Origin of the sequence: Streptomyces sp. MMG1121 (assembly GCF_001280015.1) — a bacterium.
Lineage (GTDB): Bacteria > Actinomycetota > Actinomycetes > Streptomycetales > Streptomycetaceae > Streptomyces.
This window is the reverse complement of sequence record NZ_LGDV01000255.1, coordinates 1-14266: the sequence shown is the minus strand read 5'-3', so window position 1 is coordinate 14266 and position 14266 is coordinate 1. Positions and strand designations below refer to the sequence as shown.

Annotated in this window: 8 protein-coding genes and 2 pseudogenes; 4 read left to right on the top strand and 6 right to left on the bottom strand. The window is 67.6% G+C overall.

Annotated elements, in window-relative coordinates:
- Positions 1 to 732: 732 nt before the first annotated feature.
- Together ADK64_RS48275 and ADK64_RS44545 are read left to right on the top strand one after the other, a co-directional pair.
- Positions 733 to 879 (top strand): annotated as a pseudogene (locus ADK64_RS48275) (IS1380 family transposase); the annotation flags it as partial.
- Positions 879 to 1438, top strand: a pseudogene (locus ADK64_RS44545) (transposase); the annotation flags it as partial. The pseudogenes ADK64_RS48275 and ADK64_RS44545, both read left to right, overlap by 1 nt.
- A 20-nt stretch (positions 1439 to 1458) precedes the next feature.
- On the opposite strand, the gene ADK64_RS40670 reads toward ADK64_RS44545, so the two are convergent.
- Positions 1459 to 2862: an IS110 family transposase gene (locus tag ADK64_RS40670; RefSeq protein WP_234384924.1), complete on the bottom strand. Its 1404-nt coding sequence runs from the start codon at positions 2860 to 2862 to the stop codon at positions 1459 to 1461.
- Positions 2863 to 3458: 596 nt separating this feature from the next.
- Here ADK64_RS40670 and ADK64_RS40665 point away from each other — a divergent pair.
- Entirely contained in the window at positions 3459 to 3770 is a 312-nt protein-coding gene (locus tag ADK64_RS40665; RefSeq protein WP_159046468.1) for a hypothetical protein, read from the top strand.
- A 348-nt stretch (positions 3771 to 4118) separates the two neighbouring features.
- Positions 4119 to 5450, top strand: a complete 1332-nt coding sequence (locus ADK64_RS40660) for an IS1380 family transposase (protein WP_420713114.1) — start codon at positions 4119 to 4121, stop codon at positions 5448 to 5450.
- A gap of 213 nt (positions 5451 to 5663) precedes the next feature.
- Here ADK64_RS40660 and ADK64_RS40655 read toward each other — a convergent pair whose 3' ends face one another.
- The 5 genes from ADK64_RS40655 to ADK64_RS40635 all read right to left on the bottom strand — a co-directional run bounded on the left by ADK64_RS40655 (position 5664) and on the right by ADK64_RS40635 (position 14157).
- Positions 5664 to 6104 carry a hypothetical protein gene (locus tag ADK64_RS40655; RefSeq protein ID WP_053667285.1) on the bottom strand — a complete coding sequence of 147 codons (441 nt, stop codon included), beginning with the start codon at positions 6102 to 6104 and terminating at the stop codon, positions 5664 to 5666.
- A gap of 16 nt (positions 6105 to 6120) precedes the next feature.
- Positions 6121 to 10344 carry a DUF6531 domain-containing protein gene (locus ADK64_RS40650; protein ID WP_234384925.1) on the bottom strand — a complete coding sequence of 1408 codons (4224 nt, stop codon included), beginning with the start codon at positions 10342 to 10344 and terminating at the stop codon, positions 6121 to 6123.
- 28 nt (positions 10345 to 10372) lie between these two features.
- Positions 10373 to 10738, bottom strand: a complete 366-nt coding sequence (locus ADK64_RS40645; RefSeq protein ID WP_053667284.1) for a hypothetical protein — start codon at positions 10736 to 10738, stop codon at positions 10373 to 10375.
- A gap of 219 nt (positions 10739 to 10957) precedes the next feature.
- On the bottom strand, positions 10958 to 12154 hold the full coding sequence (locus tag ADK64_RS40640) for a UDP-N-acetylglucosamine--N-acetylmuramyl-(pentapeptide) pyrophosphoryl-undecaprenol N-acetylglucosamine transferase (protein ID WP_234384923.1): 1197 nt from the start codon (positions 12152 to 12154) through the stop codon (positions 10958 to 10960).
- A complete protein-coding gene (locus ADK64_RS40635; protein WP_053667283.1) occupies positions 12151 to 14157 on the bottom strand; it encodes a B12-binding domain-containing radical SAM protein in 2007 nt (668 codons plus the stop codon). The genes ADK64_RS40640 and ADK64_RS40635 overlap by 4 nt, the downstream gene beginning before the upstream one ends.
- Positions 14158 to 14266 lie beyond the last annotated feature (109 nt).

Genomic DNA, 14266 nt, shown 5'->3' with positions numbered 1-14266 from the left:
CGATCAGGGCGCGGGCGCGGGTGAGCTGCCAGTTTCTGGAGGCCTCGGGGTCTTGGAGGTCTTCGGTGGAACAGCGTCCGGCGAAGGCGAAGCGGATCATGTGTGGTCAGACCCCCAGCGGTTGTGGTGTGCAGCGTGGTGCGGGTGTTATGTGGCGGTCTGTCGTACCTCGATTGGGCGAGGAGAGCCAGCTGTGCCCATCCCCACTCGGCTAGGGGCCGTCGGGATCGGGGTGCTGCCGGCCCGGAGCGGTGGTCATGGTGCGAAGGAGCTGCAGGAGGGCGGCTGCGACGGACTCCGTCACTTCGGGTGGCTTGTCGGGGAGGGCCACGTGGATCTTCTGAAGGTTGTCCGCACTTGAGTACGGTTGAGATGGAGGCTGGGGCATGCGCTGCTGGGCGTCGGATCCAGAAGGAGTCGTCGGTGCTGACACGCCCCGTATAGAGATGTTGCGCGCAGGTTTTGCCGTCATGTGCCAGCCGAGGACCGTTCGGGTAGGCAGCTGGCTGCGGATCACAATCCCCCGAGAACAACTCCGAGGAGATCCCACGTAGAAGCGGACACTCCCCCAGACGCACAAGGGCCCTGACCAGTATGGGGCGGGGCCCTAACCTCGCGCTTTCACGAGTGGGCCTGTCTGAGTGTTGATCAATAAATGGAGAGTGCTGCTGACCTGCAACGATTGGACTTGTCGAGGGTCCTGTCAGCTGCAAGGAAAGAAGCACTCTCCAGGTGAAGAAGCGTAGCGGGTCGCACTCGCATGTCCGTGTCGAGGGCGGCGGTCGCGGGGTGGTCTCGCAGGCCGGGTCGGTGCTGTTGGTCGAAACCGTCCGCAAGTCGGGCTTGGACACCGTGATATCGGCGGCACTGGCACCGTGGCCTGGATCGGGCATGACGGTGAACTCCCGAGCCTTGAGGGGACGTTGATCCGCCTCCAAGTCGACCGTCTGCCCGGCGACGGAGACCCGCTGCCGGGCAGACGGTGGTCCTCGAAGACCGGGATGACCGGCCCGGACGTCGATCTGCGCTGGCAGGCGTTCCTGCGCCGCTTCGATCTTGAACACACTATCCGCATGATCAAGCAGACGCTCGGCTGGACCCGGCCGAAGGTCCGTAGCCTGAAGCGGCGGACCGCTGGACGTTGCTGGTCATCACCGCCCACACCCAACTCTGGCTAACCCGCCCCCTCGCCGAGGACTTCCGCCGCCCCTGGGAGAAGGCCGCGCAGCCCGGCCGGCTCACCCCGGCCTGGGTCCGCCGCGGGTTCAGAAACCTCTGCCCCGCCCTGAGCTGTCCCGCCCGTGCGCCGAAACCCACCCGGCCAGACCCCGGCGGACCACTCGGTTCCAAGAACCGGCGGCCTGCCACCCGCTACGACGTGGGCAAAACCGCGAAACGACCCGAGACGATCACCGAACGCGACCAGGCCAGACCATAAAGAACTTCCCAATGACGATGTCAAGCCGCTGCCGTGACGGTTGGTAGGGCCTCGTAACACTCTCCGTCGCGGAGCATTGCCCACAAGACGTTGGCTCGTCGGCGGGCCAGAGCGAGCAGGGCCTGCTTGTGCCCCTTCCCTCGTTCCGCTTGCGCCCGTAGTAAGCCTGGGAGGCGGAGCAGGTTCTCAGGCTGGCCATCGCGGAGAGGTAGAAGGCGCGGAGCAGGCCGCGGTGGTAGCGGCGCGGGGGCCGTGTCTCTCGTGGTGGTGTAGCCGATCACGGTCTGTCGGCTCCGCTTCGGAGCCGTCCGGTGCCTGCCACTGCGGGCTTCCTGGCGATCGCCGCTGGTATCGGCTCGGTGAGCTCCAACAGCGCCTCCAGGGAGGGCGATTCGATCCGTGACCTGGGGATTCCGCCACCTTGATCGGCTACACCACGAGAAGGGACACCATCGGCGCGGGCGGCGCATGTTGCCGCTGACGCGGCCGGAGTCCCGCGGCACGGGTGAGAGGCCGGCGAAGGACGCCAGTCGGTCGGCCGTGCCGAAAGCCTCCAGATCGCCACCGGTGGCGGCGATGAACTCGGCGCCGAGGAGGGTGCCCATGCCGGGCAGACTCCGGATCACCGTTGCATGTCGGTGGTCGTTGAACCGGGCCCCGATGAGCGCGTCGAGTTCGGCAATCTCCTCGTCGAGGGCCAGCACGCCCTTAGCGATGCGGGCAACCATGGCGGCCGCGAGGCTCTCTCCCGGCAGCGCGGCGTGCTGGGCCCTGGCCGCCTCAACAGCTGTCTCGGCGAGCGCGACGGCGTTCTTCACCTTGCGGTTCTTCAGCCAGGTTCCGATCCGCCTGGCCCCGCTGCGACGGATCGCGGCCGGCACTTGGTAGCCGCTCAGCAGGACGACTGGACCCTTTTTGCTCAGGTTCAGCACGCGCTCCAACGCTGGGAAAAACTTCAGCAGTTGAGCCCGCAGCCGGTTGGTCTGACGGGTCCGGTCGTTGACCAGATCGAGGCGGCGGGCGGTCAGGGTGCGCAGGTCGACGGCTATCTCGTCACCAGGCCGCAAGGGACCAAGGTCCTGGCGCATGCGTGCCTGATCAGCGATGACGAACGCGTCCTTCTCGTCTGTCTTGCCCTGACCGCGGTAGGCCGCCGACGCCTGGTGCACGGCCAGGCCAGTGATGTAGACCATCGGCTGGTTGTGGCTGAGGAGGAGGCCGATGAGCAGGGCGGCGCCACCGTGGTTTATGTCCACCGCCCACAGGGCGTCCTCGGAGAGCGCGAGTACGTCTGCGATCAGCTCCAGCAGGGCCGATTCGTCGTTGAAGACTCGGCGTGAAAGGAGGCGTTCGCCCCGCTCGTTAACCACTACGCAGTGGTGGTGTTCCTTGCCGATGTCCACTCCGGCCCAGATCTGGGGCACGGTCACCTCCGCCAGCTCGTCGTCATCATCGAACCCGCAGACGACCTCGCCGACGTTGTCCTACACAGCGATCGAGTCGCGTATCCCAATTAGCGGTCGAGTCGTCGCGGGGCTCCGGGCGGCCAAGTTCTTTGAGCCATCCAACGGCGACAAGCTCACAGCCATACCCAGAACCCCTGGGCCCGCTGATCTTACGAATGACCAACTCAGACCCACGCTTGGAAGGTAGGACAAGCTGAGTACCTGTTTCTAAGCCCCGGTTCCGCGTACACCCGATCGGGTCAAAAACCGACGGCTCCGCCCGGCCAGCCTGACTCATCGCATAGTGTCAAAATCGAGATCATCGGGGGGCTGTCTATGCACGACTCACGCGGACCTGACCCCGCTATTTTGCCGTGCCCTCGTGAAGCACGCTGGCGTTCAAGGAGGAACCCGTGAAGGTCCAGAGGAAAGCTGTCCGTGCCCTGAAAAGGTCGATGTTGACCGCTCGCGCGCGTTTCACAGCCGCGTCCTTGGCGGCGGTCTGCTTGGCCGGGACGGTTCTGTGCGCGCCTCCAGCCCAGGCTGCCCCCACGTGGGCCGGCAGCGTGGAAGCCGTGCCCCTCATCACCGTCGTCAACGGTGTCGCCACGGCCACCGCGGAGGTCACCTGCCCCGCCAGCCAAGGAGGCGTCACCCTCGGGGTGTTCACGTACATCAAGGAGGGCGGCGGGCTCCACTTTGCGACCATCCAATCGACCTTGGTCTGCAATGGCACCGGGCTGCCGCAGCTTCTCTCCGTGTCCGCCCGCTCGGAGAACAATGCACAGTATCCCTTCTTCGCTCCCGGCGTAGGAAGCGTGCTCGTCCGTGTGGGCGCGGCCGGTGCCGTCAACAGCACCGGGCTTACAACCGCCCTGTTCATCTGAGTACAGGAAAGGGCGCGCCAGGCCGTGGCCGGCAACGGCTTATGCGGGATCGGCTCCCCGTCTGGGACGAGATGGCATAGTCTCGATCCAAGAACTCCAGCGAGCCGCGTGGTTCCCGCCAGGGCTGGAGTGATCCAAACAATTCCGATGCCAGTGACGCCTAAATTGCGGCCGGGCGGCTAGCGCTGGCTTCCCGATGTTGGACCGGCTCGGCTGCTCCGCCTAGCCTCGCGCGTTCATGTGGGCTGGCGTCCGAGGTGTGATCAAAAACGAGAGAAGTGCTCCTGACCTGCAACGATAGGGCTTGTCGAAGGTCCTGTCGGTTGCGAGGAAAGAAGCACTTCCCAGGTGAAGAAGCGTATCGGGCTCTATCCGCGTGTCCGCGTCGAGGGCGGCGGGCGGGGAGTGGTCAGCCAGGCGGGCGGCGTGCTGCTGGCGAAGACCGTCCGCAAGACCGGCTTGGATCAAGCGATATCGGCGGCACTGGCGCCGTGGCGCAAGCCGCGGACGGTGCACGACCCGGGCAAGATCCTGCTGGATGTGGCCCTGGCGGTCGCGCTGGGCGGGGACTGCCTGGCGGACGTGGGCATGCTGCGGGCCGAGCCGGCCGTGTTCGGGCCGGTGGCCTCAGACCCGACGGTCTCCCGCCTCGTCGATGCCCTCGCCTCGGCTGGGCCGAAGGCGCTTGAGGCGATCAGGACGGCACGGGCCGAAGTGCGCGAGCGGGTCTGGAAGCTGGCCGGCGCATCATCGCCGGACGCGGGCGGCCAGGTGATCGTTGACCTGGACGGGGTGCTGGTCCTGGCCCACTCCGACAAGCAGGACGCGGCCGCGACCTGGAAGAAGTCCTACGGACATCATCCGCTCATGGGCTTCGTCGACCACGGACGCGGCGGCACCGGGGAGCCGGTGGCAGCCCTGCTACGGCCCGGGAACGCAGGCAGCAACACCGCTGCCGACCACATCACCACCACCCAACTCGCCCTGGCCCAGCTCCCGAAACGTCACCGGCGCGGCCGGTCCACCCTGATTCGTACGGACTCCGCGGGCGGCACCCACGAGTTCGTCGCCTGGCTCTCGAAGCAGGGCCGGTGGCTGTCCTACTCGGTCGGGATGACCATCACCGACGCCATTCACCAGGCCGTCCTGAAGGCCCCCGCCTCCGCCTGGACGCCGGCCGTCGAGCCCGGCAGCGAGCTTCGCGACGGCGCCTGGACCGCCGAGCTCGACGGCGACGTCCTGAAAGGCTGGCCGAAAGGGATGCGGCTGATTGTCCGCAAGGAACGGCCGCACCCCGGCGCCCAGTTGCGGTTCACCGACGCCGACGGACTGCGGCTCACCGCGTTTGCCACCAACACCACCGACGTCCCGATCGCCACCCTGGAACTGCGGCATCGCCAGCGCGCGCGGGCCGAGGACCGTATCCGCAATGCGCGCGCCACTGGCCTGCGCAACCTGCCCCTGCACGACACCGCGCAGAACCAGATCTGGCTGGAGATCGTCCAGCTCGCCCTCGACCTTCTGGCCTGGCTGCCGATGCTCGCCCTGACCGGCAAGCCGAGGCTCTGGGAGCCCCGCCGCCTGCGGCTGCGACTGTTCTCCGCCGCCGCCCAGCTCGCATGCGCGCCCCGGTCTGCACGATGGCCTTCGGGCCACGTTCCACCCGACGGGGCTACATAGCGCACCGCTGTAACAGGTGCGTCTGCGACATCTGACAGGAGAGTCGCCAGCCGTTCCCGGTAGAGCGACTCCTCGAGCCAGGGAAGAAGAGTGGTCATGGCTAGCATCGCCCGAAATGCCGGAATTCGCCATTAGTGTCGAGTGTAGTTCCGAAACCGCGGCCGCCGCCGGAGCAGCATGAACTTGGTGACACGGTCGGTGCGCCTGCCTGCTTCAGCGGACCGTCACGAAGCTCACCACCGGCCCGTCCTCCGTCTCGCTCGCAGCGACCTCGAACGAGCGGTCGGGGAAGGCATCACGCAGACATCGACGCCAGGAAACAGCGATCTCCTCGGCCAGCGCGGAGGCGGCGGCCTCGGAGTCCCGATCTTCCGGGATGTTGATGTAGAGCGCGAGACGGAACTGGTTCAGCGTCGCCTCGATCGAGGTGGTGTCACCCTGCAACTGGTCGTACCAGGTGCGGAAGTTGTCTGGCTCGTAGACGCGATCCCACAGGATGCAGCCCTCCACTTCCACAAACCGGGGCATGAACGCGCGTGTGAACGCAGCCCACTCGCCCAGTCCTACCTGCTGCGAGAGGTAGTCGAGGTAATCAGCGTCGTCGCCGACGGCCTCCGTCCACTCTCTTACGTCCCGAACTCTCAGCGGGTCCATCGTTCGTCCTCCGCACTCACTGAGGAAGTTCATCGGGGCGTGCCGGCCGGGGCATCTTTTTCCACTTGAGGAACACTTCGCCGGTCTTCGGATTCACGTTCCTGGTCGTCTCCAGCGTGTGGGGCGCAGGCACTCCGCCATGCGGCTTGGAATCGGGGTCGACGTCGACCCGTTTGATGGGCAGGCCCTGATCGTCGTAAACAGCGTAGGCGGTGACGGTCCCGTCATGCTTCCGGCGCACCAGGATCTCGTTCGGCTTCGCCTCATCGGGAAAGCGGCCACTGTGCGGTGTGGCATTGGACAGGTCGATTCCGCACTGGGGGGCCAGGCCCAGCGGGTCCGTCCAGCCGAAGGCGTTCACCACATAGGCGTACGGATTGTTGGAGGGTTCCAGGCCCAGCGGGTCCGGGCTGATGTACCGGGCGGTCTCCGGGTCGTAGTATCGATGAAGGTTGTAGTGCAGCCCGGTCTCGGGGTCGGCGTACTGGCCCGGGAAGCGCAGCGGGCAGTCGACCGAGTCGGTGTCGGCCTCCGGGGACGCAAAGCCGGTGCCCCAGAGAGTGGTGCGATGCTGCCAGACGAGATCTCCTGAGACGGAGACCAGCTCCATGGGTGTGCCGATGGAGTCCGTCACCACGGCATGGAAGCGGGGTGTGCGGCCGGGATCGGATTCCTCGGCCAGTCGGGCAAGGAACGATGTGTTGTCCGGTGCGCCTGTCGGAATATGGTCGGTCTGGGCCACCAGGCGATGGGTGCCCGGTGTGTAGTCCCACGTGGTGACCTGCCCGTCCGGAACGGTCTGCTCGGCCATGGCCGAGTCGTCCCAGGAGAATTCCGTTCGGTCGGTCTCTGAGCCGTCCTCCGCCACGCGGTGCTTGGAGATGCGGCGGCCGAGCGGGTCGTAGGCATAGCGCCAGCGGTCACCGTCCGGAGTTGTGACGTCCGTCAGCCGGTCCTCGGCATTCCAGACGTAGGTCCACGTGTGGCTCTGACCGTTCAGGAGTTTGCGGGTCTTGCGGATCAGACGGCCGTGCGCATCGTGGGCGTACGAGGTTCGACCGGCCGACCGGACCAGGGTGCCCTCGAACTCGCGGTCGCCCGGGGCGGCGTGGTCGGGGGCGGTGGCGTGTGAGACATTCCCGGCTGGGTCGTAGGCGTAGCCCTCACTCCAACCGTGCGCTCGGACACCGGTGACCCGACCCGTGCCGTCGAGGTCGAAGCGACGCGTGCCCGAGGTCAACTCGCGGATCTCGGTGATGTATCCGTCCGCCCGGTGGGCATAGGTGCGGTGCTGGAGGAGACGGCGTGCGTCGACTTGCGTTCCCGCGGTCAGGGTCTGCGCGATCAGCCGGCCTGTCCCGCTCCAGTCCTGCGTCAGGGTCACCTCGGCACCGATGTGGCGCGCCGTCTCCCGGCCCGCCGCGTCGTGGGCGAAGTCCAGCGTGCCGGCGGGTGAGCGCAGATTGAGCGGGCGCCCTGCCGCGTCGTACGTCCAGGACGAGGTCAGCCCGGAGGGGGTCACACGCTGTGTCCGGCGGCCGAGGGCGTCGTAGGTATGCGTAGTGGTACGCCCGTTGACCGTCTGGGACACCACGCGGCCAAGCGCATCCCGTTCCAGGAGCACGGTGGCATGGCCGTTGTCAGCTTGCGCCAGGCCGCCGTCCGGGCCGTAGAAGAACGTCGAGACGTCATCCGTGCTGGACCGCTGCTCCACGACGCGGCCCACCGTGTCCCGCGTGAAGTGCACGGTCTCCCCGGCACCGTTGGTGCGGGAGGCCAACTGTCCTGCCGCGTCATGCGTATACGTCAGCGTGTGGCCGTTGAAGTCCGTCTCTGCGACCAGACGGCCGGCCTGGTCGTAGGTGTACGTCCAGGTCCGCCCCTGAGGGTTGGTGACCCCGGTCAGCCGGAGTTCGGTGTCGTAGGCGAACTCGTAGCGGGTACCGTCCGGTTCGGTCTGCGTGGCGGGTACGTCGAAGTGCGTCGGTGTGTGGTGCGTCGTGTTGCCCACCGGGTCGGTGTGCGTGAGCAGATTGCCCTCGGCGTCCCAGGTCCATGACTCCCGCGTGCCATCGGCTTGTTCCCGCCAGGACGGTTTACCTTCTGCCGTCCAACCCAGGCGAGTGGTGTGTCCCAGCGGGTTGGTCACCTCGACTACCCGACCGAAAGCGTCACGGCGGACCGTCGTCGTGTGGCCGAGTTCGTCCGTCAGGGCAATGGGGAGACCTGCCCCGTCGTAGGCGATCTCACGGGTGTGACCGAGGGCGTTGGTGATCGACGTCGGACGACCCGCCGTGTCGTACGCGTAGCGGGTCTCAGCCCCGAGCGGATCCACGGTCGTCAGCAGGTTTCCCCGCTCGTCATAGGTATGACGCCAGACTGCCCCGCCCGGCTCGACCACCTCTGTCGGCACGCCAAGCGCGTTGTAGACAGCCTGTGCCACCGAGCCATCGGGGAGGGTGAGCTCGGTGGGGTTGCCAGCATGGTCGTAGACGTACTGGGTGGTGTTCCCCAGAGGGTCGGTGACTCTCAATGGCCTGGCGCCGTACTCGTCCCACTCGGTGCGGGTGGCGTGCCCCAGCGGGTCCGTCTCCTCCACCACCAGGCCCTCGGCGTTGTACCGGTGGACCGAGGCGTGGCCCTGGGAGTCGGTGTACGTCGTTGTGCGTGCGGTGTCGTCGTAGGTCAGGGTGCCGGAGAGGATGCCGTCGACGCCGTCGGTGCGGATTACGCGGCCGCGGTCGTCGTAGACGTAACCGAACCAGGTGCCGTTACGGTCGGTCCAGCGGGTGACACGGCCCTCGGCGTCGTAGGTGAACCGCAGGGGTTCGCCGCTGGAGTTGATGACCTCGGCGAGGTTGCCGGCCGGGTCGTAGCCGTAGCGCATGACGACCGTGCCTGCGTCGGGCGTGGTGGCCAGGTGGTAGCGGGAGGGCGGCTCGTCCAGCAGACGCAGGGCCGTGATGCGCGGGCCCTGGGTGTCGACGGCGATGTAGTAGCCGCCGGAGTGGTGGATGCCGAAGGGGATGCCCTCGTCGTCGCGTTCGACGTCGATGCGGTTGCCGTTGCGGTCGGTCCAGGAATCGATGGCCAGGTGGAAGACGCCGAAGGAGGGGGAGGGGACGGGGGCGGCGAAGGTGCGGGTCACGCCTGTCGACGGGTCGGTGACCGTCATCGCGCCGTCCGGTTTGCCGTCCCACTCCAGGGGCCAGCGGGCGCCCTTGGCCGGCATCGTGGGAACGCCGGGTTCCGGCACCGGGTACACCAGGCGCATGCCGTCAGCGGCGGCGAAGACGACGCCCTCGCCGTCGATCTGGAGGCACTCGTCCAGGGTGGAGATCCAGGTCGGGCCGAAGCAGACGCCGCCCCGGTAGGAGGAGAGGTGGGTGCGGGTGAACCGGAGCGGCAGAGTGCCTGGCAGGGCGAGGTCCGTCTGCGTCATCAGCATGGCGCCGGTCGCCACGTCGATCGGCTCGCCCACGCACGGCATGTCGTCGGCGTTGCGGGCCGCTGTGCCCAGATCGACCAGGTCGGGGCGGAGCGAGGGCGGGCGCAGCAGGAGCGGTGTGGTGTCGGCGAGGCCGCCTTCCATGCTCGCCTTCAGCAGGCCGCCGCCCCCTCCCAGGGCGCCGCCGAAGATCATGCCGTCCTTGGCGGCCTGGTTGACCTCGTCCAGGCTGAAGCCGTGCTGCAGACCGGCCATCATCTGCAGCGGCTGGGCCACGGCAGCGTCGATGGTGACCGACTCGACCCCGCCGAACGCGACGCCGACCAAGGCACCGGCGATGATGTCGGCCACCGCACCGGTGACCCCGACGCCGATCGTGGCGCCGAACTCGATGACCGCGTCCGCCGCCGCTGCCGCCGCACCCGAGGCGATGCCCGCGGTGAGCACAGCCAGCGTGATTCCTCCCGCGATCACGACCGCGTCGATGGCGATCCGCGTCCAGAGCTTGTTGATCGCGTCGTCGATCGCGTGGGCGAACTTGTCGAGTGCGGTGGCCATGTCCCGCGATGACTTCGCGAGGTCGCTCAGCCAGCCGCCGTCCTTGCCCTTGGCGTAGCGGTCCCAGAACTTGTGGAACGCCTCGATCGACTCACCCGTGTTGTTGTGGATGATCGAGGACGCGCTGCGGTTCACCGGGGCCCGGACGTCGTCCACGGCGTCGGCGAACGCACGCCACGCATTCGCCGCGTCCCGCAGCTTGTCGGGGTCGGCCTCCGGCCACCACAGGCCCATGTCGAGAAGGATGTGGCGGGCTTTGGACTCAACGCTCACCGGCACCGTCGCTCTGCTTGTTCGTCTTCACTTCCGTGAAGATGCCGGCGACGAGCTTGTCGTTGTCCACGTGCCCGTCCGCCATGTCCACCATGGCCTCGTGAATGCTCGTCAGACCGAGCACCAGGACGCCCGCCGCGCTCTCGATCGACTTCCGGTGCGGCTTGTAGGCGCCGCCGAACTGATTGCCCTGGTCGTCGTGGCCCCAGGGCTCACCGAGGCCGTCCAGGGTCTTGATCAGAGTGGTCAGAGCCTTGCTGAGATCGATGGCGCCCTTCTGGAAGGCCGGTGCCGCCGCCTTGATGTCGGCGGTCTTGATGTCCAGCACCTTGCCCGGGATCTTGCCGTCACCCATTGATACCCCCGCCCCGTTCGCACCTGCGGCTTCCGACCCTAGGGCGGCAAGTTCAAGGAAAACCCATGTCAGGGTAATTCAGGAGTAACGCTCACCTGCCAGGCATGACTTCAGGCCAACGTGTCGACCGTCGCCGACCCGTACGCGCTCTCCGGTGGCATGAGCCTCGGATCCCTGTAGTCCTTGCGACAAGGCCCGTGTCAGGTGCAACGCCCGGCTTCAACTGGTGGCCACGTCCAGCAACACCTCCGCCAGGCGGTCGGCGGCATCCGGGCGTCCCAGGGAGCGGGCCTGCTCCGCCATGTGCCGACGCTCACCGGGCGAGGAGATGAGTGGAGCGACGGCGGCACGAAGTCCCTCGGGCGTGACCGCCTCCCCCAAGAGGGCGACGGTCGCTCCGGCCTCCTGAAGGTGTAGGGCGTTGTGCTCCTGCTCGTTGCCCGCCGACGTCGCGAGCGGGATCAGGACGGACGGCTTGCCCAGGGCGGTGAGCTCGGCGATCGTGCCGGCGCCGCTGCGGGAGATCACGATGTCTGCGAGGGCGACGACATCGGGGAGTTCCGGGCCGACGAAGTCGGTGACCAGGTAGCGGGGCCTGATGTCGCCCGGGAGCTGGGCGGCGTAGTGGCGAGCCTCCTCGATGGACGCGGCGCCGCACTGGTGGATGACGTTGGCCTCGGTGAGCAGCCACGGCAGGAGCGCGCGGACGACGGTGTTGATCTGGACGGAGCCTTGGGCTCCGCCGGTGACGTAGACGGTGGGCAGGGCGTGGTCGAAGCCAGTCAGGCCCAGGGCGCTGATCGCCTTGTTCAGCTTGCCGGTCAGAATTTCGGGGCGGACCGGGTTACCAGTGACGACCGCTGAGCCACGGACCGCGTCCGGCAGGAGCGGGAGCGTCGACTCCGACGAGACCGCGACGCGGGTGGCGGCGCGGGCCAGGGCGCGGTTGGCCAGCCCAAGGCGCACGGTCTGTTCGTGGATGACCAGCGGGCGGCGGCAGAACTTTGCGGCGAGTCCGACCGGGACCGCGACATAGCCGCCGGTCGACAGCACCACATCGGGCCTGAAGGCCGAGATGATCGCGCGGGCCTGGGCCGCACCGAGCGGCACGCGGCCCATGTCCTTGATGTTCGCCGGAGAGGCCAGTTTCAGAGGGTTGCTGGAGCGGCGGATCTTGCCCGTGGCCACCGTCCTGAAGGGGATCCCCTCGCGTTCGGTGACTCGTGCCTCCAGGCCGGTCGCGGTGCCGACCCACAGCACGTCCAGGCCGATACCCAGGCGGGCCAGCCGTGCGCTCGTCGTACGGATCGCGGTGAGCGCGGGGTAGGTGTGGCCGCCGGTCCCGCCGCCCGTGGCGATCAGCGGGAAGGGACGTCCCAGGGCGGCGAGACGGCGGTCGAGGACTGCGCTGGTCACGTCGTGGGTGTTCCCGTTCCGGCGGGCGCCGGGGCCGTGCCCGGGCCAGGGGTCATTCGGACTTGCCGGACGATATCAGGCAGCCGGACCTTCGTGAGGAGTCGTCCGACGCCCCAGGGAGTGGTTCCGAACTGCTCCAGGTATGTGCTCAGGGTGCGCTGCTGGGCGGGGGTGAGGACGAACTCGCGCACGCCCGGTTCGGAGTGCTGGAAGTTGCGCTGGTCGCGTAGCCGAACGTCCTCCCGGCGGCGGGCCGTGGCCAGCAGTTCGTCGAGGTCGAAGCGCGCGGTCTGGCGCAGTACCTCGGGAGGATCGGTGCGGAAGATGTCGGACAGTACGAGGCGGTGGTACTCGGCGCTCTCCCGTACCAGGGCCTCGATGAGACTCCCACCGCCCGCCCCGACGCCGATCTCCCGGAGCGCGGTCAGGCAAGCACGGGCGGCGAGGTCCGCGGTGTCCTCCAGAGCTTCGGAGATGATCCGGGTCCGGTAGGTGTAGAGCAGGTTGTTGCCCAGGCGGCCGGCGACGTACTCGTCGGTGTGCTCGGTCGCGTATGTCAGGAGATCGGCCCGGTCGTCCCACAGCTGTCCGTCGGTCTCGGCCGCGAACTCCTTCAGGACGGTGGCCAGAGCGGGCCCGTGGGCGAGGGTCCGCGCGAGTTCAAGCCAGCGCATGGGCGAGATCCAGTGGGCGCGTAGGACGGCCAGGAGGACGGCGAAAGTGCCGCCGTTGTAGAGAGAGGCCAGGAGCAGGTTCATCACCCGGCATTCCCGGTAGTCCTCGTAGGGCATGTCGGGGACGGTGACGCAGACCTCGTCCAGTTCGGCGGTACGCAGCTCCTCCCCGAGCACGTTGAAAGCGCCGTAGCAGCGCGGCATGACGCGCCACTTGGTGACGAGGCCGTGTTCGCGGCGGTAGGCGTCCGTGCACATCTCGCTGCCCGGCAGCAGGGTGAGCTGGAACATGTTGAGCCGGTCGAATCCGGCGTCCACGAGCTGGCGCAGGGTGCCGAGGTGCTTGGCCTTGGAGTCGCCGGGCAGGGCGAGGATCACCTCGCTGTATGTACCCGCCCCGGCTTCCGAGGCGGCCAGGGCGATCTCCATGAGCTTGCCGGCGTCGATGTTCTTGCGTGCGATCCTGCTCAGCACATCGGGGTCAAGGGACTGCACGGCGCCGGACAGGCTGATCGCGCCGCGGACCTCGGCGACGGCGGACAGGACGCGATCGCGCTGGTTCTTGCCGGTGGTGACGTTGACGACGCGCGGCCAGCCGTAGAGCTGCTGGCACTCGGCGATCACCCGGCAGGTCTCATGGTCCTCGGGGAACATTCCGAAGTTGCTGTCGGTGATGAGGAGCTCGTTGCGGGCGGCGCCGAACTCGACCAGCGATTTCATGCGGCGGCCGATGTAGTGCAGCTCGTCCCGGATCTGTCGATCGTGCTTCTTGGCGACCGTCTGGAAGTACCGGGTGCCCTCCTGGCAGAAGGTGCACTTGAAGGGGCAGCCGCGGTTCGTCTGCACCGTGGGGACGAGCTTGCCGTCGAAGAACTCGTCCATGAGGCCAGCCAGGTAGGGAGATGGCACGGTGGACAGGTAGTGAATCCGCAGGCGCGGCGGCGGCGCGTACAGGACTCCGTCGTCGTGGAAATTGTGTGCTCCGGGGATGGTGCCGCGCACTTCCTTCCGGTCGAAGTCGTTGAGGGTGAGCAGCAGGTCCGAGAACGCCGCCTCGCCCTCCCCTTCGACGTAGAAGTCCACCTTCCCGGTCAGACGCTCGTGCCAGAAATCGGTCTGTTCCGGGAGACGGAGTGGATATTGAGGGCCGCCGAAGACGACGGTGGTGACCGGGAAACGCCGTTTGACCAGCTCGGCGAACGCGAGCGAGAGCTGGCTGTTCCAGATGTAGTGCGAGAACCCGATCACGTCGGGCGGGCCGTCCTGCTCCAGCGCGGCCGCCAGCGCCTCCGGATACTTGAACAGCCGCACCGGGTGCGCCAGGTCCATCTTGGTGGCCGCCTAGTAGTGCTTCGTTACGTTGAGTGATCTCGCCTGGTGGTGGGCATCTTCGTGGTGTGAGGCTGGGGGAAGTGGAGCGGCTCCGTGGTGAGTTAGC